Source organism: Chryseobacterium koreense CCUG 49689 (assembly GCF_001045435.1).
Lineage (GTDB): Bacteria > Bacteroidota > Bacteroidia > Flavobacteriales > Weeksellaceae > Kaistella > Kaistella koreensis.
In genome coordinates this window covers 26492-46523 of the sequence record NZ_LFNG01000010.1, presented here as the reverse complement: position 1 = coordinate 46523, position 20032 = coordinate 26492, and the positions used below count along the sequence as shown (strand labels likewise).

General features: G+C 39.8%; 23 protein-coding genes. 6 read left to right on the top strand and 17 right to left on the bottom strand.

Going from position 1 to position 20032, the window contains the following annotated elements; all coding sequences use genetic code 11:
* Positions 1–69: 69 nt before the first annotated feature.
* Positions 70–489 carry a DUF2147 domain-containing protein gene (locus ACM44_RS08205; RefSeq protein ID WP_048499555.1) on the bottom strand — a complete coding sequence of 140 codons (420 nt, stop codon included), beginning with the start codon at positions 487–489 and terminating at the stop codon, positions 70–72.
* Positions 490–631: 142 nt separating this feature from the next.
* Entirely contained in the window at positions 632–2554 is a 1923-nt protein-coding gene (locus ACM44_RS08200) for an LTA synthase family protein (RefSeq protein ID WP_048499554.1), read from the bottom strand.
* A gap of 177 nt (positions 2555–2731) precedes the next feature.
* Between ACM44_RS08200 and ACM44_RS08195 the strand changes: the two genes are divergently transcribed.
* From ACM44_RS08195 to ACM44_RS08180, 4 genes are all read left to right on the top strand, one after another.
* Positions 2732–3445 carry a CDP-alcohol phosphatidyltransferase family protein gene (locus tag ACM44_RS08195; RefSeq protein ID WP_048499553.1) on the top strand — a complete coding sequence of 238 codons (714 nt, stop codon included), beginning with the start codon at positions 2732–2734 and terminating at the stop codon, positions 3443–3445.
* A gap of 49 nt (positions 3446–3494) precedes the next feature.
* On the top strand, positions 3495–4259 hold the full coding sequence (locus ACM44_RS08190; RefSeq protein WP_048499552.1) for a 3'-5' exonuclease: 765 nt from the start codon (positions 3495–3497) through the stop codon (positions 4257–4259).
* Positions 4260–4363: 104 nt separating this feature from the next.
* On the top strand, positions 4364–4972 hold the full coding sequence (locus ACM44_RS08185) for a fumarylacetoacetate hydrolase family protein (protein WP_048499551.1): 609 nt from the start codon (positions 4364–4366) through the stop codon (positions 4970–4972).
* Between the two features lie 61 nt (positions 4973–5033).
* Entirely contained in the window at positions 5034–5468 is a 435-nt protein-coding gene (locus tag ACM44_RS08180; RefSeq protein ID WP_048499550.1) for a universal stress protein, read from the top strand.
* A gap of 206 nt (positions 5469–5674) precedes the next feature.
* Here ACM44_RS08180 and ACM44_RS08175 read toward each other — a convergent pair whose 3' ends face one another.
* Positions 5675–5908, bottom strand: coding sequence for a hypothetical protein (locus ACM44_RS08175; RefSeq protein ID WP_048499549.1), 234 nt, complete (start codon positions 5906–5908; stop codon positions 5675–5677).
* Positions 5909–5950: 42 nt separating this feature from the next.
* On the opposite strand from ACM44_RS08175, the gene ACM44_RS08170 reads away from it, so the two are divergent.
* Together ACM44_RS08170 and ACM44_RS08165 are read left to right on the top strand one after the other, a co-directional pair.
* Positions 5951–6847, top strand: coding sequence for a DUF6427 family protein (locus ACM44_RS08170; RefSeq protein ID WP_048499548.1), 897 nt, complete (start codon positions 5951–5953; stop codon positions 6845–6847).
* Between the two features lie 19 nt (positions 6848–6866).
* Positions 6867–7451 (top strand): DUF3109 family protein, encoded by a 585-nt coding sequence (locus tag ACM44_RS08165; protein WP_048499547.1) that lies wholly within the window; start codon positions 6867–6869, stop codon positions 7449–7451.
* Between the two features lie 72 nt (positions 7452–7523).
* Here the strand turns inward: ACM44_RS08165 and ACM44_RS08160 are convergent, their stop codons facing one another.
* From ACM44_RS08160 to ACM44_RS08095, 14 genes are all read right to left on the bottom strand, one after another.
* A complete protein-coding gene (locus ACM44_RS08160) occupies positions 7524–7901 on the bottom strand; it encodes a septal ring lytic transglycosylase RlpA family protein (protein WP_048499546.1) in 378 nt (125 codons plus the stop codon).
* Positions 7902–8243: 342 nt separating this feature from the next.
* A complete protein-coding gene (rimO, locus tag ACM44_RS08155; protein WP_048499545.1) occupies positions 8244–9545 on the bottom strand; it encodes a 30S ribosomal protein S12 methylthiotransferase RimO in 1302 nt (433 codons plus the stop codon).
* Positions 9546–9678: 133 nt separating this feature from the next.
* Positions 9679–10536, bottom strand: a complete 858-nt coding sequence (gene rfbA / locus ACM44_RS08150) for a glucose-1-phosphate thymidylyltransferase RfbA (protein WP_048499544.1) — start codon at positions 10534–10536, stop codon at positions 9679–9681.
* Positions 10537–10587: 51 nt separating this feature from the next.
* Positions 10588–10968, bottom strand: coding sequence for a GxxExxY protein (locus ACM44_RS08145; RefSeq protein ID WP_048499543.1), 381 nt, complete (start codon positions 10966–10968; stop codon positions 10588–10590).
* An 18-nt stretch (positions 10969–10986) separates the two neighbouring features.
* Positions 10987–12078: a dTDP-glucose 4,6-dehydratase gene (rfbB, locus tag ACM44_RS08140; protein WP_048499542.1), complete on the bottom strand. Its 1092-nt coding sequence runs from the start codon at positions 12076–12078 to the stop codon at positions 10987–10989.
* A gap of 49 nt (positions 12079–12127) precedes the next feature.
* Entirely contained in the window at positions 12128–12673 is a 546-nt protein-coding gene (rfbC, locus tag ACM44_RS08135) for a dTDP-4-dehydrorhamnose 3,5-epimerase (RefSeq protein WP_048499541.1), read from the bottom strand.
* Positions 12674–12675: 2 nt separating this feature from the next.
* Positions 12676–13266: a sugar transferase gene (locus tag ACM44_RS08130; protein WP_048499540.1), complete on the bottom strand. Its 591-nt coding sequence runs from the start codon at positions 13264–13266 to the stop codon at positions 12676–12678.
* Positions 13250–14485 carry a DegT/DnrJ/EryC1/StrS family aminotransferase gene (locus ACM44_RS08125; RefSeq protein ID WP_048499539.1) on the bottom strand — a complete coding sequence of 412 codons (1236 nt, stop codon included), beginning with the start codon at positions 14483–14485 and terminating at the stop codon, positions 13250–13252. Before ACM44_RS08125 ends, ACM44_RS08130 begins: the two co-directional genes overlap by 17 nt.
* Positions 14486–14495: 10 nt before the next feature.
* On the bottom strand, positions 14496–15080 hold the full coding sequence (locus ACM44_RS08120) for a GNAT family N-acetyltransferase (protein ID WP_048499538.1): 585 nt from the start codon (positions 15078–15080) through the stop codon (positions 14496–14498).
* Entirely contained in the window at positions 15080–16291 is a 1212-nt protein-coding gene (locus ACM44_RS08115) for a glycosyltransferase family 4 protein (protein ID WP_048499537.1), read from the bottom strand. Before ACM44_RS08115 ends, ACM44_RS08120 begins: the two co-directional genes overlap by 1 nt.
* On the bottom strand, positions 16291–17427 hold the full coding sequence (gene wecB / locus ACM44_RS08110) for a non-hydrolyzing UDP-N-acetylglucosamine 2-epimerase (RefSeq protein ID WP_048499536.1): 1137 nt from the start codon (positions 17425–17427) through the stop codon (positions 16291–16293). The genes ACM44_RS08115 and wecB overlap by 1 nt, the downstream gene beginning before the upstream one ends.
* Positions 17428–17442: 15 nt before the next feature.
* Positions 17443–18561, bottom strand: a complete 1119-nt coding sequence (locus ACM44_RS08105) for a polysaccharide biosynthesis C-terminal domain-containing protein (protein ID WP_048499535.1) — start codon at positions 18559–18561, stop codon at positions 17443–17445.
* Complete coding sequence (locus ACM44_RS08100; protein ID WP_053215451.1) at positions 18558–18971, bottom strand: WxcM-like domain-containing protein; 414 nt, start codon at positions 18969–18971, stop codon at positions 18558–18560. The genes ACM44_RS08105 and ACM44_RS08100 overlap by 4 nt, the downstream gene beginning before the upstream one ends.
* Before the next feature lie 26 nt (positions 18972–18997).
* Positions 18998–20032, bottom strand: coding sequence for a polysaccharide biosynthesis protein (locus ACM44_RS08095; RefSeq protein ID WP_048499533.1), 1035 nt, complete (start codon positions 20030–20032; stop codon positions 18998–19000).

The following is a 20032-nucleotide window of genomic DNA, read 5'->3' as shown; positions in this document are numbered from 1 at the left end:
TTATTTAAGTTTGACCCCACAAAAAAGCAACCCTTTCGAGTTGCTTTTTGTCATATTTTCATTAAAATATTAATCCACTTTGTGCCAAGTCTGGCTTCTGCCGATAAGAGCGAAACCAATATAGCCTCTAACGTCCAGTTTATCGCCCTCTCTTTTGATGATGCATTTGTAGGTTTTACCTGTTTTAGGATCGGTGATTGTTCCGCCGCTGAATTCGTTGCCATCTTTTTTCAGGTCACGGATAACTTCCATTCCCAGTACAGGCTTTCCTTTTCTGTCGTCTTTGCAACCAGAACAGTTTGGATCAGCCGGTTTGATGAGCAGCTGCACCACTTTTCCATAATACTGACCATTGGCTCTTTTCTGGATTTCCACGATTGATTTTGCCTGTCCGGTTTCATCGTCTATGGTTTTCCATTTCCCTTCAATTTGTGCATAAGATAATGTTGCAAAAAACAAGGCAACAAAAGCGAAAATTATTTTTTTCATTTTAAAATTATTTTAATTCTTTGATTGGATAAAAGTAAATAAAAAAAGTTAAACGGCAAATTTTTCGTTATTCGCATCATAACTTATCAATAAGTTGCGGAATTTTATGAGAATTAAGCATTAGATTAAAAATATCATTAATTTAATCCAATTTCCTGTTGATTACCCGATTCATATAATCCTGATACCAAGCTTTGCAGAGCAGAATTCCCTTTTCAATTTCAGGACTTTTTATTTTTCCTAAAATATTTTTCTCCAGATTTTTGTCGGCAATATCGAAAACCCCAGTCACCTCTTTGCCATCAAAACGATAAATATAATTCCCGATGATAAACTGATTCTGAATGGAATCCGAATTCACCACCATGTAATTTTTGTCTGCTGAAACCAAACTTCTGCCCCAACTCCGGATGGGTTTGTTGTATCCGATTAAATCTGCCAATGTGGGATAAATATCCATTTGCTGTGCAGGTTCGGTGATTTCGCCATGCAGGTTGTATTTCGGGTTTGGCGAAAAAAACATAATTGGAACCGCGAAACGATTCATCGCTTTTTCGTATTCGGGATAGGCTATTTGATTCGTGTGGTCCGCCACAAAAACGAAAATCGTATTGCTGTACCACGGCATTTTCTCAGCTGTTTCGAAGAATTTCTTCAATGAATAATCCGTATAACCAACCGGTTCGTGGATTTCGAGTGGTCCTTTCTTGAATTTTCCTTTGTATTTTTCAGGCACTTTAAAGGGATGGTGAGAGGAGACAGAGAACATCGTCGCCATGAAGGGTGACTTTTTCCGGTCTAAAGTTTTGGCAAAAAACTGGAAAAAAGGCTCGTCCCAAATTCCCCACATCCCGTCGAAATCTGCGTCATTATTATATTCTGTTTTTCCGTAATAGTGTTGGAATCCCAAAATATTTCCAAATCCTAAAAATCCCATCGAGCCATTCGGCGCGCCATGAAAAAAAGAAGTGTCGTAACCCAGTTCGTTGGTCACAGAAACAATGGACTGAATTTTCTGGTTTGCATAAGGCGAACCAGTAAAGGCATCCGTCAAACTTGGTATTCCCGCCAAAACAGAACTCATGCCGTGAATCGACTGTCTTCCGTTGGCAAAAGCGTTGGTCGCGATCAGACTTTTGGTCGCCAAACTGTCGAAAAACGGAGTATAGGAAACGAAGTCCTTAATTTTGGTGTTTTTATTGAAAGCACCGGAATATTCTTTTGCGAAACTTTCAAGAATGAAAATCACAATATTTGGTTTCGGCTCTACATTTTCCCTTAGATAAATTTTGTATGGATGAATGTTTTCATGGATAAATTGCTCATCCACAAAATGAACTTCCTCGAAATTATTGGTGTCAATGGTTCTGAAAAAAGAGAATGTACTATTCAAAACCACATTGGCCTGTGTAGGATTTTTCACAAATTTGTTGGCATCCACCAGATTGATCGGACGTGTTGAATGTTTGAAATCACCACGAATACCACCCACCACCAAAATTGCGGTAATGCATAAAGTAACGATGGAAGAACTGAAATAAATCCACTTGTTTTTGGGTTTCATCTCGTTGATCTTCACTTTTTTATAAAGGTAAGCCCAAAAAAACATTAAAACCAAGAACCAAAAAATCACGAAAGGATGCTCAAAAACAGAAGTGATAAAGACTTTTCCTAAATTATTCTCATGCTTTGCGACATGCAGCGCAGCGGTGGTCAGCCGAGCCTGCGAAAATTTGTAATACACAAAATCGCCAAAATTCATCCCGTATGCGATTCCGTTCATCACGAAATACACCCAGAAGAGAAACTTTTGGTAATATTTTTTCGTGTTGATGACAATCGGCACCAAACTTAGCAAAATAAATAATGCATTTACATAAAGAATTCCGGTGGAATCAAATGCCGTTCCGTGATATGCCAAACTGAAATAATCTGAAACCGAATCGATTTTTATCAAATCCTTATTAAAGAACCAAAATAAAAAACGCACAATCTGGTAAAAAAAGAACGCCAAAAAAATCCGGTAAGCGAGTGTGGCAATTTCCTGTAATCTGATATCCTTCATTAATATTTTTTCAAAAAATAATTTTGCAAATTTACATTATTTTCACATTTCGTTCGTATTGATGCATTTAGCGCAGGTTACAATTGTTTGAATAATTGCTGATTTACCACCTCGTTCATCGCTGAATGCCCACTTCTGAAAACCGATAGCAATTAAAAAATCACTACTTTTGCCTTCATGAACTTCATGAAGAACAATTTGGCAAACGCCTTTACCCTGGCGAATCTTTTTTCGGGAAGTATTGGTGTCATCCACTTGATTCACGGTGATTATCAAGTGACCGCGATTTGCATCATCCTTTCCCTCATCTTGGACTTTTTTGACGGATTTGTAGCACGAGCGATGAAATCCAATTCCGAACTTGGCGTGCAGCTGGATTCCCTTGCCGATATGGTAAGTTTCGGTCTGCTTCCAGGAATCGCCATGTTTAAGGCGCTCGAACCTTTCGGAAGCGAACTTTTAGGGATCAACCTGCCTTTTGAACTTAAATATCTGGGATTGTTCATCACTCTTTTTTCCTGTCTGAGGTTGGCGATTTTTAATTTAGACGAAGAACAGAAATACTATTTTAAAGGACTGAATACCCCTTCGAATACCATTTTAATGTTTGGATTGTATTATGCATATTTAGAGCATAAAAGTTTTTCCATTTTGTTTGAAAGTCCCGGATTTTTACTCATTCTCACCATCCTTTTATCTTGGTTACTCATTTCCCCGATAAAGATGATCTCCATGAAGTTCAAGTCCATGAAATTGGAAGACAACCATCCGAAAATTGCTTTGGTAATCGGCATCGTACTGCTTTTGAGCTTCTTTGGAATCGCTGGAATCCCGCTGGCCATCATGTATTATATTTTAATATCGCTGATTTTTCAGAAACAATTGATTTAGCAAAATTCGCACAGCACAATCGCTCGTTCCAGCAACTTTAAATCTGATTATGAATCTAAAACTATATAAACCGCTCTGCATCTTCGATTTGGAAACTACCGGGATCAATGTGGGCAAAGACCGGATCGTGGAAATCTGCATCTTAAAAGTAAATCCAGATGCGTCGCGTGAAAGCAAAACCTGGCTCGTGAATCCCGAAATGCCTATTCCCCAGGAAGCGAGCGCCATCCACGGAATCTATGACGAGGATGTGAAAGATGCACCGAAGTTCAAGGAAATAGCACCGAAAATCATGGAGTTGATTTCCGGAACGGATTTAGGCGGATTCAATTCCAACCGTTTTGACGTCCCACTTTTGGCGGAAGAACTTTTGCGTGCGGGAATTGATTTTGATTTGACTAAATTCAAACTGGTCGATGCACAGACGATTTTCCACAAAATGGAACCTAGAAACCTCAGTGCAGCCTATCGCTTTTATTGCGGAAAAGATTTGGAGAACGCCCATTCCGCAGAAGCAGACGTGATGGCTACCTTTGAAGTTTTGGACGCACAAGTAGCTCATTATGAAGATCTACCAAATGAAATCGCAGGATTGAGTGAGATTTCGCACCAGAATAAATTCGCGGATTTGGCAGGCTTCATTGGTTTTGATGCAGATGGCATGGAAACCTTCACTTTTGGAAAATACAAGGGACAAAGGGTAAAAGAGGTCTTCCAAAAAGATTTGGGATATTACGGCTGGATTCAGGCTGCGGAATTTCCGCTTTATACCAAGAAGGTTTTGACGGGAATTCAACTGAGAAGCAAATTCTAACGTAGTTGCAACTGGTCCAAATAGTCGCAGATTTTAATTTGCTTCCGCAACATTTCAACAAATTGCCATATTGTTACATTGACAAATTATTACATTAAAGAAAAATGAAAATCATCTGCATCGGCCGCAACTACGCCGAACACGCCAAAGAACTCGGAAACGAAGTTCCTGATAATCCCGTGATCTTCATGAAACCAGACACCGCAGTTTTGAAGAAGGGTTCCGATTTTTATATTCCTGAATTTTCTGACGACATCCACTACGAATTGGAGGTAGTCTTAAAGATTTCAAAAGGCGGAAAATACATCCGGGAAGAAAATGCCGGAAAACACTTTGACGAAATCGGTTTGGGAATTGATTTCACCGCTAGAGATTTGCAGTCGAAGTTGAAAGAAAAGGGACTTCCGTGGGAACTGGCAAAAGGGTTCGATGGCTCCGCCGTGATTTCAGAATTCTTCAAAAAAGAAGATTTTGACCTGCAAAACCTCAACTTCTCCTTAATTAAAAATAAAGAGAAAGTCCAGGAGGGAAACACCTCGTTGATGCTCTTTCGACCGGAAAATATCATAGCTTTCGTTTCACAGTATTTTACCTTGAGAACAGGCGACTTGATTTTCACCGGAACTCCGAAAGGCGTGGGAAAAATTTCAGAAAACGACATCTTGGAAGCTTATTTGGAGGACCAAAAAGTTTTGGATTTAAGGATTCAGTAATCTGCAAATATTTCCTCATATCCCAAAATATTTGTAACTTTAAACAACAAAAATTAAGGTCATGCTCAATATTATTTTGCCAATAGATTTTTCAGACGCCACAGACAAACTAGTTGAAGGTGCTTTGAAATTTGCCAAGGAAACCAATGGGAAAATCTGCCTGATTCACGTGGCTCCAGCCGATATCGGTTTTGCAATCGGTGATATGGGTTTCCAGTATTTTCCGGAAGTGGAACAAAACGAAATCAAGGAAGAACTTCTTCGTTTGAACAGCACGGAACAAAAAATCATCGCACATGGTGTGGATTGCGAACACATCCTGAAACAGGGAGTGGCAAGCGACATTATCCTGGAATACGCCAAGACGAAAAATGCCGGTTACATCGTGATGGGTTCGCACGGAAGAAGCAATATGTATGATGTTTTCGTGGGAAGTCTGACCAAGGAATTGACCAAAAGATCCCCAATTCCGGTACTGGTAATTCCGATTTTCTAGCACAGTTTGCAGATTAAGCTTCAGAAATCTGCCTTATTTTACTAACCCTTTCTGCCGACCGGTAAGTTTTTGGAAAGGAAAAAAAAGAAATTTCAGACAGGAAGATTGACTAAATTAAGCTTAGAAAAGCCATTAAATAAAAACATACAAAATCCCGAAACTTCAGCCGTTTCGGGATTTTTATAATAAATATAGGTATCAATTATTTATTCTCCTTTTTTCATAATTTTTGGGTCGTAATACGGGTGCTTCCCCTCCGTTGGCGAATAATAGGTTTTGTCTTTGTCGCCACCCAGCGTGGACACCAAAACATAACACCAGTAAACAAACAGCACGCAGGCTGCGATGAACAGAATCCAGTTTAAAATGTTCCCCGCAAAATCGAAAAACCCAAAAGACCATTTAAACAGGTCGCTCAATAATAGCCAGATCGACGTCATTATTTTCGTTTTTTAAATTAACTTTGCACAAATTTATAAAAAATGTTCCGATTACTTTCAAAGGAAAGCAATATTTTTTCGGTTCCTGTTTACATTGGCATCCTACTTTTGATTGTAATCAGCTTCAATATACTGAACTTCAATACATTATATTTTATTTCCGCCGTGATTACTTTTGCGGGGATTGCATTGGGATATTTTTGTTTTAATGCGATTGCGCTGAATCACCAAAGCCATCTCCCACTTTTTCTATATACAGCTTTTGTTTTCTCGTTTTATCCGGGAGATCTGGATATTGGGATTTCTGTGGCACTTTTTACCAACTCGATTATTCTTTTGCTTTTGACGAACACCGAAATGGCTGTCCGCAAAAATGCTTATTTATTGGTGGGTGCATTCCTAGCGATCAATTTCATTTTCCTTCCGACAACCTGGCCGATGGTAATTTTTGTGATTTTGCATATTATCGGAACTTCGGACCGGATCGGACTGCATTTTTTCAGACTGGTTTTTGGGATGCTCCTTATTGCAAGCTCCTACTTTTCAGTCGCCTATTTTATGGGGTTAAACTCGTGGAACCCGGCCTATTTTCCTTTCAGCGGCTTCAAACCGACCAAAGATTTCTCTAAGCTTATTTGGCTTTCACCCATTGCTTTGATGATTATCTATGCAGTGGTGGACCATTTCAACCATTTTAATCTGAAAAGCCCGGTCAGCAGGTTCAAATACTCATTTCTTTTGGTCTTCGCTGTGGCACAACTGACCACGATTGTTTTATACATGGGGTACCACTATGAATACCTGCTTTTATTGGCACTTCCAGCTTCCATTATTTTAAGCCGCATGTTGAGATTCTTGCCAAAATACTGGATGCGTGAATTGGGACTTTGGGTAATTATTTTTATTCTGGTGATTTTTAAGCTCAACAATTATTTCTAACTTTAAATTTTAAAAGACGATGATTCAACTTGATAATAAATTAATTTCAGAAGATATTTTTTCAGAAGAGTTCGTGTGCAACCTCAGCAAATGCAAAGGAGCGTGTTGCGTGGAAGGTGACGTGGGTGCTCCTTTGGACAAATCGGAAACTGAAATCCTCGATCAGATTTTCGATAAAGTGAAACCTTATCTTAGACCAGAAGGCGTGAAAGCCATTGAAGAACAGGGAACATGGACGACTGATCCGCTCGATGGTGATTATGTGACTCCCATGGTTAACGGAAATGAGTGCGCCTATGTAGTTTTCGATGAAAAAGGAATTACCAAATGCGGTATTGAAAAAGCATACGAAGACGGCGCAGTGGATTGGCAAAAACCTATTTCCTGCCATCTCTACCCGATCAGGGTCAATGAATACTCCACATTCACTGCATTGAATTACCACGAATGGTCCATTTGCAGCGATGCTTGTGCCCTGGGAAAAGAATTGGAAGTTCCGGTCTATAAATTCCTGAAAACACCACTAATCCGCAAATACGGCGAAGAATTCTACAACGATTTGTGCAATGCCGCCGAGGAATGGAAAAAAGAGTTTGGTTCCTAAGAAAGTAAAAACCAACCAATAATAAAAAAGCCGACTCAAAAGAATCGGCTTTGTCATTTAAGTTCGTAAAAGTTAATCGATTTCGACAATTTCATACTCAACCGGCATTACTCCACGGACGTGGTTTCCAATTGAATTGAACGCTGCTTTCGAAAGGTCTAGTGCTCTGGAAGAATGGAAAGGACCTCGGTCATTTATTTCTACTATTACACTTTTTCCGTTTCTCAAGTTGGTCACTTTGATCTCAGTACCAAATGGAAGCGTTCGGTGGGCCGCGGTAAGTTTCGAGTTACTGAAAATCTCTCCGCTTGCTGTTTTTCTACCATTAAACTTATCGTGGTAGTACGATGCAAAACTTGTTTTTTTGGCATCTGTGGCATTATTCTTGAAAGAGAATAAACCAAGTGTTGAAATCATCATTATGATTACGAGAGTTACTCTTTTCACCATTTTGAATTATTTTATTGGTTTTGACTCTGCAAATTTATCCTGAAATTAAAACCTGCAACAGTTCATCAGTTAAAGTCTCTTAACGAATTCTTAAAATTTTGTTAACAATCATTCTCGTTCCTTTATTCATGGGAATTCACAAGGCTTGTTAAAAAGTGTTAAAAACCAGTTGTAAACGTTAATGATTTTAACTAAATATTGCATAGTATCGCTCTATAATCAAACTTAATTCGCTGAATATCAAAACATAACCAAATAATAAAACCTTCAAAAATCTTGAAGGTTTTTATGGTGTTTAGAAATAGAATTTCAATAAAAATAAAGCCGAATTTTGAAAATTTGCTAAACCAATTCTCCGTACAAATCAAATTCTTCAGCAGAAGTAATTCTCACATCAGCGAAATCTCCCACAGAAACATAGGTGTTTTCAGCAGAAACCAAAACGGTGTTATCCACATCCGGCGAATCAAATTCTGTTCTGCCGACAAAATAGTTCCCCTCTTTTCGGTCGAAGATGCAGCGGAAAACCTTGCCGATCTTTTCTTGGTTTTTCTCCCAGGAAATCTGCGACTGCAATTCCATGATTTCCTCTACCCTTCTTTCCTTTACTTCTTGCGGAACATCGTCTTGCAATTCATAGGCGGTGGTGTTTTCTTCATGGGAATAGGTGAAACAGCCCAATCTGTCAAATCTCTGCTCGCGGACCCAGTCCTTCATTTCCCGGAAATCCTCTTCAGATTCGCCCGGAAAACCACAGATCAGAGTTGTTCTGATCGCCATGTCCGGAACTTTTTCCCGAAACTTATTGAGAAGCGCATTGGTTTTTTCATGCGAAGTCCCACGTTTCATCGCCTTTAAGATATCAGAATTGATGTGCTGCAATGGAATATCAATGTAGTTGCAGACTTTCTTTTCGTTCTTAATGATTTCCAGGACATCTTCCGGGAAACCGGTCGGGAAAGCATAATGCAATCGGATCCATTCGATTCCGTCCACTTTCACCAACTCCCTCAGCAAATCGGCAAGTGCTCTCTTTTTGTAGAGATCCAGTCCGTAATAAGTCAAATCTTGAGCGATCAGAATCAGTTCTTTCACTCCTGTTTTCGCCAATTTCTGGGCTTCAATCACAAGATTTTCAATGGGAACCGAAATGTTCTTTCCCCTCATTAAAGGAATTGCGCAAAAAGAACAAGGCCGGTCACAACCTTCCGAGATTTTCAAATAGGCATAATGTCGCGGAGTCGTTGTCAATCTTTCTCCCACCAACTCGTGTTTGTAATCGGCACCGAGCTGCTTCAATAAAAGCGGCAAATCCCGTGTTCCGAAATATTGGTCCACATCTGGGATTTCCCTTTCCAAATCTGGTTTATATCTTTCGGATAGACATCCGGTGACGAAGACTTTTTCCACTTCGCCACGATTTTTTGCTTCCACAAAATCCAGAATCGTATCAATACTCTCCTGTTTTGCGTTGTCGATAAATCCGCAGGTATTGATCACCACTACGTCGCCACGTTCTTCGTGCACGACTTCTTTGCCGTTGGCTTTCAATTGTCCCATCAATACTTCTGAATCGACTACATTTTTGGAGCATCCCAAAGTGACGATGTTTATTTTTTTTCTTCCGGTGGATTTTGTGCGCATGTTGAGGTTGAGGTTAAGGTTGAGGTTGAGGTTGAGGTTAAGACAAATAACCCATATTTTTTAAGGGTGCAAATTTAAGAATAAAAAAAGACTTCCTATTTTGATTGAAGTCTTTTGATTGGAGAAGAAATGTTTAGATTATTGATTTCAGGTATTCGCCGTAACCGGATTTCCCGTATTTTTCAGCGGATTTCAGTAATTGTTCTTTGTTGATGAATCCTTTTTTAAAGGCAATTTCTTCGATGCAAGAAATTTTGAAGCCCTGTCTTTTTTCCAGAACTTTCACAAATTCCGAGGCTTCGTGTAAAGAATCGAAAGTTCCGGTGTCGAGCCAAGCTGTTCCGCGGGACATGACGCCAACTTCCAACTTTCCATTTTCCAAATAAATTCTATTGACATCGGTAATCTCCAGTTCTCCTCTTGGCGAAGGTTTAAGATTTTTCGCTATTTCCACTACGGAATTATCATAGAAATAAAGTCCGGGAACCGCGTAATTTGATTTCGGATGCTCCGGTTTTTCCTCAATAGAAATTGCTTTGTTGTTTTCATCGAATTCCACCACTCCATATCGTTCCGGATCAGTTACGGAATAGGCAAAAACGCATCCTCCTTCCACACTGGTTTTACTTTCCAGCAATTTTGCAAGTCCGGTTCCATAAAAAATATTGTCACCCAGAACCAAAGCCACCGAATCATCACCGATGAATTCTTCTCCCAAAATAAAAGCTTGCGCCAATCCATCCGGACTTGGCTGCACTTTATATTCGAATCTGCAGCCAATTTGCGAACCGTCTCCCAAAAGTTTCCGGAACGCTTCCTGATCGTGCGGCGTGGTAATGATCAAAATTTCTTTAATTCCAGCCAAAAGAAGCGTGGAAAGTGGATAATAAATCATGGGCTTATCATAAACCGGCATGAGCTGTTTACTTACCGCGATGGTTAATGGGTAAAGTCTGGTTCCGGAGCCTCCGGCTAAAATAATTCCTTTCATTTTAAAACAAATTACACGAATTAATGCGAATTACTCGAATTTTCGTTCTGGTTACAAATTAATTATGCGTTTATATTTTAGAGATTTTTCACCAAAATTAATGAGCAATCCTAATTTTTTGTTGGTAGCTTTCAGATAATTTAACGTCTGCTTTGTAAAGTTTTCATGCAAAAATGACACTGATTTTACTTCCAATATAATGTTATCAAAACAGACAAAATCTGCTTTGTACTTTTTATCTAATTTCTCTCCGTTGAAAAACAAATCTAATTTAACTTCTCTTTGATGCGGAATACCATTTTTAATAAATTCTTTTTCTAAAACCTCACAGTAAACCGCTTCCAAAAACCCATTTCCCATCGTGGAATGAACATTCATACAAATTCCAATAATCTTGTAACTTTCTTCTTTATATAAAATTTTCTCTTCCATCAATTAGTGAAATTCGATTTAATTCGAGTCATCCGTATATTGCGAAGCATAATATTTTTTATAAGCACCCGAAGTAACATGGTCCAGCCAATCCTTGTTTTCCAAAAACCAGTCGATTGTTTTACTTAAACCTTCCTCAAAAGTGACTGAAGGTTTCCAGCCTAAATCGTTTGCCAATTTTGTGGCGTCGATGGCGTAGCGTTTGTCGTGTCCCGGTCTGTCTTTTACAAAAGTGATCAGTTTTTCTGAATATCCTGCTGGTTTTCCGGTTTTTTCATCTACCTGTTTGATGAGTTCTTTCACCAAGTTGATGTTCTGCCATTCGTTCCAGCCGCCGATGTTGTAGGTTTCTCCCGTTTTCGCTTCATGGAAGATCTGGAAAATTGCCTTTGCGTGGTCGATGACGTAGAGCCAGTCCCTCGTATATTTCCCATCGCCATAGATTGGGAGCGGTTTTTCGTTCAGAATATTGTGGATGCAAAGCGGAATCAGTTTCTCCGGAAAATGATTCGGTCCGTAGTTATTAGAGCAGTTTGAAATAATGAAAGGCATTCCGTAAGTATTTCCATAGGCCCTCACCAAATGATCGGAAGCGGCTTTGCTGGCAGAATACGGGGATTTCGGGTCATAAGAAGTTTCCTCGGTAAAGAATCCAGTTTCGCCCAAAGCTCCGTAAACTTCGTCGGTAGAAACATGGTAGAAAAGATTTTTTCTTTTTTCATCTGGGAAATTCCCATGCTGATGATCGGGATTCAAAGTCCAGAATTCTTTTGCCAAATTCAACAAATTGGCGGTTCCGTTTACATTGGTATTGATAAATGCATTGGGATCGGTGATGCTTCGGTCCACATGAGATTCTGCCGCTAAATGGATAATGGCATCAGGGTTGTATTTTTCAAAGACCTTTCTGAGCTCTTCCGGTTTTGTGATATCTGCTTTCTCGAAAACGTAATTTGGCTCGTTTTCGATGTCTTTCAAGTTTTCAAGATTTCCGGCGTAAGTCAACGCATCTAAATTGATAATTTTGGTTTGCGGAAGGTTCTTCACAAATTCGCGAACGACGTGCGAACCGATGAATCCGGCGCCGCCGGTTATGATGATTGAGTTCATTTTGAGTGGTTGAATATTGAAGTGACGAAGTGGTTTAGTGAAAATAGCATTAAAAGTTTCTTTCGCTGAATTTCGGGAGGTTTTTGTCTTTTTCAGAAAGTATAATTGCTTCTGCAGGCAGCTTCCAATCGATGTTTAACTCTATATCTTTCCATAAAATCCCTCCTTCAGACCCATTATTGTAATAATTGTCACATTTGTAAGCGAAAATTGCAGATTCGGACAAGACCGAAAAGCCATGACCAAATCCTCTTGGAACATATAATTGTAGCTTATTCTCATCTGATAATTCTATTCCGAACCACTGTCCGAAAGTTGGCGAATCTTCCCGTAAATCTACTGCGACATCGAAAACTCTTCCCTCCAAACAGGAAACCAGTTTTGCTTGGGCATGTTCCCCTTTCTGCAAATGTATTCCACGCAATACCCCATAGGAGGATTTTGAAATATTATCCTGCACGAAATGTCCGTTTAATCCTGTGAGTTCTTCAAATTTTTTTTCGTTGAACTTTTCGTAAAAATAACCACGTTCATCAGCAACAATTGCAGGTTCTATAACGTAGCAGTCTTTGAGGGGGGTGGGTTTAATTTTCATGATCAGTGATTGATTATCGTATAAAAAGTATCGAAAATAATCTTGATGTCTTTAAATACATTATTATCGGCAATATATTTCAGGTTTAAGTTCAGTTTTTCCGGCATGATTTCTTCGATGTATAATTTTTCCGGATTATCACTTGCTGAGAGCAAATCATTCTCGTTCCTAAATTTGATGGATGCATAATCTGTGATACCGGGAACTACGGTCAAAACTTTTTTCTGCTCTTCATTGTACAAATCTGTATACTTCTTTACTTCGGGTCTTGGACCTACAAAAGACATTTCACCGATAAAAACGTTGAAAAGTTGTGGAAGTTCATCAAGCTTATATTTCCTTAAGTAATATCCAACGTTGGTAATTCTGGGATCCCGACTCCCAACGGTGAGTGCTCCTTTGGCAAAAGAATCTGGCCGCATAGTCCGGAATTTCAAGACCTTGAAAATCCTATCTCCTTTTCCGGTACGTTCCTGTTTGTACAGAACCCCTCCTTTGCTGTCCAGTAAGATCAAGATGGAAATAACGAGGAAAACCGGCGACAGAAGCAGGATACCAAAAAAAGAAAAAACAATATCAAACAGCCGCTTCATTTACCAAAATTTTCTCATAAGCTTTCTCAATGCTTTGACAGATGAAATCAATTTCCTCGTCAGATAGTTGCGGATAGATCGGCAGGGAAATTTCCCGGGAAAAATTATCATACGCCACCGGATAATCTGCAATCTTATACCCTAAGTCTTTAAACAGGGTCAACATAGGCATTGGGATAAAATGCACGTTCACAGACACTTCATCATCCGCTATAGAAACCATCATCGCATCTCTTTGCTCTTCGGTAATTCCATTGATTCTCAGTGCATAAAGATGGTCACAGGCTTTTCTTTTAGCATCTTCTATTACAGGCAATTGGGCCCATTTTTTTGAGCTAAAAAATTCGTGATATCGTTCGGCAACCCTTTTTCTTTCAGGAAGCAATTCCGTATTATAATTTCTAATTTGGGCTAAAGCAATTGCCGCACAAACATCGGGCATATTTACCTTTAGGCCTTGGAAGACAATATCGTATTTCCAGCTGCTTCCTCCACCTTGGGATTTGGTGAAAGCATCCTTAGTTTGTCCGTTTAATGTCCAAAGACGCATCGTTTTATATTCTTCCGCATTGTCAAAAGGGGCAGGAAGATTGATGCAAATCGCTCCTCCTTCCGCAGAAGTGATGTTTTTTACGGCGTGGAAAGAGAAAATGGTAATATCGGTCAAAACTCCTGTTGGCTTTCCATTATAAGTTGCACCGATGGAGTGTGCCGCATCTGAAAGCACCAAAATCCTTCCCAGTTTTTTCTGGTTTTCAGAAGTTGGTTTAAATAATTTCTTGATCTCTTCCGAATGGACAATTTCATTGATTGGGTCGTAATCGCAAGGAAGTCCCGCAATATCTACTGGCATGATCACTTTCGTTCGATCGGTGATTGCGGCCCTTATTTTTTCCGGATCTATGGTGAAGTCTTCTTTCACATCTACCATCACGGGAGTACCGCCACAGTGAAGAACTGCCAAAGCGGTTGCGCTGTAGGTATATGCCGGAATAATCACCTCATCCCCTTCCTTGATTCCGAACCACTTCATGATCAGGATCGCTCCGGAAGTCCACGAGTTGACGCACAATGCATTGGAAACACCGGTCAGTTCGCATACTTCCTCTTCCAGCGCCTTTACTTTCGGGCCGGTTGTGATCCATCCAGATTGGAGCGTATCCACCACTTCGGTGATCACATCATCGTCAATGTAAGGAGGTGAGAAAGGGATTTTCATAATTTTTATATTATTTGCGTTTTATAAATCTGTACATTTTTCTGCCATGGTAACTTTCGAAAATTTCATTGACTTCATATCCGCAATCTCTATAAAACTGGACCGTCTTTTCATTCTCATCAAAATCGGTTGTCAATGAAATCGGCAAATTCTCCCTGTTTTCTTTTTCGATTTCTTTTTCGAATTCATCCAAAAGGATCTTACCGTACCCTTTTTTATTTCTTAAGGTGGCTATACTCAGCAACTCTGCAAAAATATGATTATTTTTTTCAGATTTACCTGCATTTGACGCCATTCTTTTCAAAGCTGCCGGATTGGTGAACAATATTTTTATTCCGGCCAGCGCGAACCCCAATAAATTATTTTTCAAAAGTTTCCGGAAGAATGAACGGCTGTCTCTGCTTCCCGCCGCGAAACCTTTAACGATGCCTTCATCTTCCAATACCAGCAATAGTGCCGGATTCTTTAGAAATGCCTTGTAAAAGGCCTTTAAAAACGGTTTCCCCAAACTCGTCAGAAAAAAAGAGGAGAACCTTTCCATGTGCACTTCAACGATGGAATCGATATCTTTTTTAGTGGCCACACGAACGTTCATTACCTATGCTTTCTGATGAATTGATCAACTCGGTCAGCACCCGCTTGGCGTGAAAACTGATTCTGATACAAAATTAAACTTCTTTTGCAAATTTCTACAATTTCCTCCTGTGAATAGCCAATTATTCTGAGTACGGCTTTTTGGAAATCCTCCTGGTCTTCCGAGTTAAATGCTTCACCTATTTGGTGATCGGTGATGAAAGCTCTCGGTTCCCCTTCAATGCCCGCCAAAATTGGTTTTCCAACTTCAATATAGGTCTGGAGTTTTGACGGAATAATGCATTCATAAATGGGATCTTTGATGAGGTGCAAAAACAAAACATCCGCACCGTCCAAGTATTTGCAAATTTCTGTACTGGAAACCCGGCCATGCAAAATCACATTTGAGTTTCCAGCCGTCGCAGCTTTCAATTTTTCAAAATCAGTCCCATCGCCAAAAAAATGAAAGAAGACATTGGGTCTTTTCTGTACAATAGAGCTGATTCCGGCTGCTAATTTTGACAACCCTTGATGCACGCCAATATTTCCGGCATAGACAATATTAAAACCATCGGTTTGAAATTGGTACTCTTCTTTTTGCTGATTTGGAGCTTTTTCCACCATTGACCAATTATAAAGGGTCAGTATTCGGTCGAGCGAAATATTCTTAAGGGCGACGATTTTTCTAAAACTCTCTGAAACCGTGACAAACAGATCAAATGCGCTGTAATAAAACCGATCCAGCAAAAAATCCAGGATACTGATGATCCTTTTCGACTTGATGAATCCGGAAATCCTTATGTTTTCAGGAAAAACGTCCTGAATATCCAATAGCGTTTTGGAGTTTGGCTTGAATAATTTCACCATCCAAGCACAAAAAACCACAAAAGGTGAAGACTGCAAAATATAATAAAAGCTGTCTCTTCGCCCATATTTTAGAATTGCGAATGCAGCGAAAATTCCAAACACTAAATAATTCAAAGTCCTCTTGATGCTGCTCAAACTATGATCTGCATAAGTGAAAACCCGAATCACTTTAATGCCATCCATCGTTTCTTCGGAAAAAAGCCGGTTTTGATATCCGTCATAGATTTTACCTTTCGGATAATTGGGAAAACCGGTGATGACGATAGGATTCCAACCTTTGTCCTTAATTTTTTTGATAAATTTGATATCTTTTAAGTAAGGTTCCGGCGTAAAAAACTGGGCGATATAGAAAAAATTATTGCTCATTAATTTTTACTCCAAACCACCCGGTTCACATAATCCGTATAACTCAAAATGATCCGCACTACTTTTTCCGAAACATTCGGCATGGAATAATCAGAAACTCTTCTGTAGTTTCTTTCAGCTCCGGTTTTTTGTTGCTGAAGCTGTGCAAGTCCCTGCAAGATTCTTTCGGGTGAAAGTCCCGCCATCATCACGCTTGCTTCTTCCATGGCTTCGGGTCTTTCGTGGGCTTCCCGAATATTCAAGGCTCTGAAGTTGAGGATCGATGACTCCTCTGAAATCGTTCCGGAATCTGAAAGAACTGCGAAGCTCCTCATTTGAAGCGCGTTGTAATCCAAAAACCCAAGCGGTTTCAGAAACTGGATTTCAGGCCGCATCTGGATTTGCTTTTTGTCGATCATATTGCGTGTTCGCGGATGCGTGGAAACGATGATCGGGTATCCATATTTTTCGGCAATCGTATTTAAACTTTCCATCAAACCAATGAAATTTTTATCGGAATTGATGTTTTCTTCACGATGTGAACTGATCACGAAATATTTTCCTTCTTCTAGATTCAATCTTGCAAGGACATCGGATTTTTCAATTTCCGGAAGATAATGGTTCAATACTTCAAACATCGGCGAACCGGTTTTGATGATTCTGTCAGCCGGAAGTCCTTCCCTTAAAAGATATTCTCTGGCGATATCGCTGTAAGTCAAATTGATATCTGCGGTGTGATCTACGATTTTACGGTTGGTCTCTTCCGGAACTCTTTGATCGAAGCAGCGGTTTCCGGCCTCCATGTGGAAAATCGGAATTTGTCTTTTCTTGGCAGGAATTGCGCAAAGGCAGGAATTGGTATCGCCTAAAACCAAAAATGCATCCGGTTTTAATTCTTTCAAAAGCGGATCGATTTTAATTAAAATATTTCCGACTGTTTCTGTGGCGGTTTTTCCGGCAGCTTCCAGAAAATAATCTGGTTTTCTGAGTCCTAAATCCTCAAAAAATATTTGGTTGAGTTCGTAATCGTAATTTTGGCCGGTGTGAACGATGACATGTTCCACGGCTTCGGAATGATCGAGCGCGGTAAGAACTCTGGCCAGTCGGATAATTTCCGGACGGGTTCCGACGACCGTCATCACTTTAAGTTTTTTCATTTTTTTCTCTAAGATTTAAACTTCTACAAAATAAGTATCTGCATCTTCAGGATTATATGGCTCATTGATCCAAAAAATGGTGTACAGATCATCTTCGCCTATATTTTTGATATTGTGGGTGTACCAAATCGGCATATCCACATAAGCCGGTTCGGCTCCGTCCAGATAAAAATCAAGAACTTCATCGGTACCTATTTTTCTGAGCTGAATCAAAGCTTTTCCTTTAATTACTGCAAATCTTTCAATTTTTCTGGTATGGAAATGATTTCCCCGGGTAATTCCCGGAACGGTGGTCGAGAAAGAACATTGCCCGCCAATTCCCAAACGGATCACTTCCACAAAAGCTCCACGTGGATCGGTATGCTGGGTGAATTTAACCGGATAATGATTTTTTAAATCGAAATAACATCTGAAAGTATTGAACAGCTGATAATCAAAATCAGTTTTCAGTTCGGGAATTTCTCCCCCATCGAAATAGCGTTTTTTGAAGTTCTCCAGTTTTGAAAGGACTTCCGACACTTTTATGGTAGTTCTGTGGGGAACCGAATACTCTTCGTTGGTTTCACCAGATCTGATTTGCCCGATCATTTCCTGAACCAAATCTCCGACATAAATCAGTTTCACTTCGCCATCGTTATCGATCACGGGATTTTCTCCGTGAGTCAGTTTATGGCAAAAAGTAGCAATGAAGGAATTATAATTGGGTTGTCCGAAAGGTCCGAAAACATTGGGAATAATCATTCCGGTAAATTTTCCGCCATTGTTTTTTGCCCAGTATGCCAAGAATTCCCGACCTTCTTTTTTGGACTTTCCATAAAGGTTGTCCCGTTCTTCTTGCGAAGAAGATGAAAAAAGAACATGTGCTGTTGAAGCGGTTCTTTCCAATGATTCGGTTAATTTTTTAACCAGACCAATATTGTTTTCATAAATCACTTCCGGATCCGGATGACGGTTCATCGCGGCCAGGTGTACAATCACATCGCACTGCCTTACGAAATCATCCAATTGACCGGAATTTTCAAAAAACTCTTTATGGAAATCAATTCTTTGAAATTCATCTGGATACAAACCCAAGGTGTTATACAAACTTGAGCCAACAAATCCATTCTGCCCGGTAATTCCTATTTTTATCATAAGTTATTTTTAAAGTAATCCAATGGAAAACGGTATTCATCCTGAATTTCTCCCAAACCATAGTCCGCTAAAACCAAAAGTTTGCTGCCTTCTTTCTTTGCCTGAATTGCGGTGACGCAACCCGCAGGAGCATGCAGGAAAGTTAGTGCTTTATCTTGCAAAATATATTTCGAGATCATTAAATCTTTTGAAGGATTTTCAAAATCATCGATCTCAATCACAGAAATCTCAAATTCACCGGCAACACATGCAAACCACCGCTGCTCAATTTTATGTCCTTGCCAACCGCGGACGAAATCTGGTGAACGGTTTTCCATCGTATAAATCCTTTTGATTTCCGCAGCATCAAAATCATTATTAAAAGTGATGACGCCTCTTTCGTCTTGGTGGAAACTTCCTTTCAACAACATACCGACACTTTTTATGATCGTCTTTATTAGTAAGGATATTGCTGCACGTCTTCCCCGAAAATTTCTTTTCTGATCAAAGGCAGTTTGGAAATCAGTTTTTTCAATCCTTCCACTCCCTGCTGATGGGTGTTGTGTGAGTGATAATCTTCCACTTTGGAGATATCCTCGGTTCCTTCTGAAAAATATTTGGCATAGTTCAAATCACGGTTATCTGCCGGAATTCTGTAGAATTCCCCCATATCTTCAGCATTCAGCATTTCTTCCCTTGTACAGAGTGTTTCATATAATTTTTCACCATGGCGTGTTCCGATAATTTTGATGGGAACTTCTTTGCCGGTCAGCTCAATTAAAGCCTGCGCCAAATCACCGATACTTCCCGCAGGAGCTTTGTTCACGAATAAATCCCCCGGATTACCGTTTTCAAATGCAAATAAAACCAAATCTACCGCGTCTTCCAAAGACATAAAGAATCGGGACATCTGAGGATCGGTGATGGTAATCGGTTCTCCTTTTTGAATTTGATTTAAAAACAAAGGAATTACAGAACCGCGGGATGCCATAACGTTTCCGTAACGAGTTAAACAAACCACGGTATCAGTCAGGTTTCGGGATTCTGCCACCGCTACTTTTTCCATCATTGCTTTAGAGATTCCCATGGCGTTGATAGGATAAGCGGCTTTATCTGTGCTGAGGCAAATCACTTTTTTCACTTTGTTGGCTCCTGCTGCGCGGATCACGTTTGAGGTCCCCTCCACATTGGTTTTCACGGCCTGCATTGGAAAAAATTCACATGATGGAACTTGTTTTAAGGCTGCTGCGTGAAAAATGTAGTCCACTCCTCTTGTAGCGGGTTCCACGCCGTAGTAATCCCTCACATCGCCGATATAGTATTTTATTTTATCGTTTTTGTAGAGGTTTCTCATGTCATCCTGTTTCTTTTCGTCCCGGGAAAAGATTCGGATTTCCCTGAAATGGTCTGTATGTAAGAAACGGTTGAGCACCGCAGTACCGAAAGATCCGGTTCCACCGGTGATGAGGAGGGTTTTATCTTTTATTTGCAT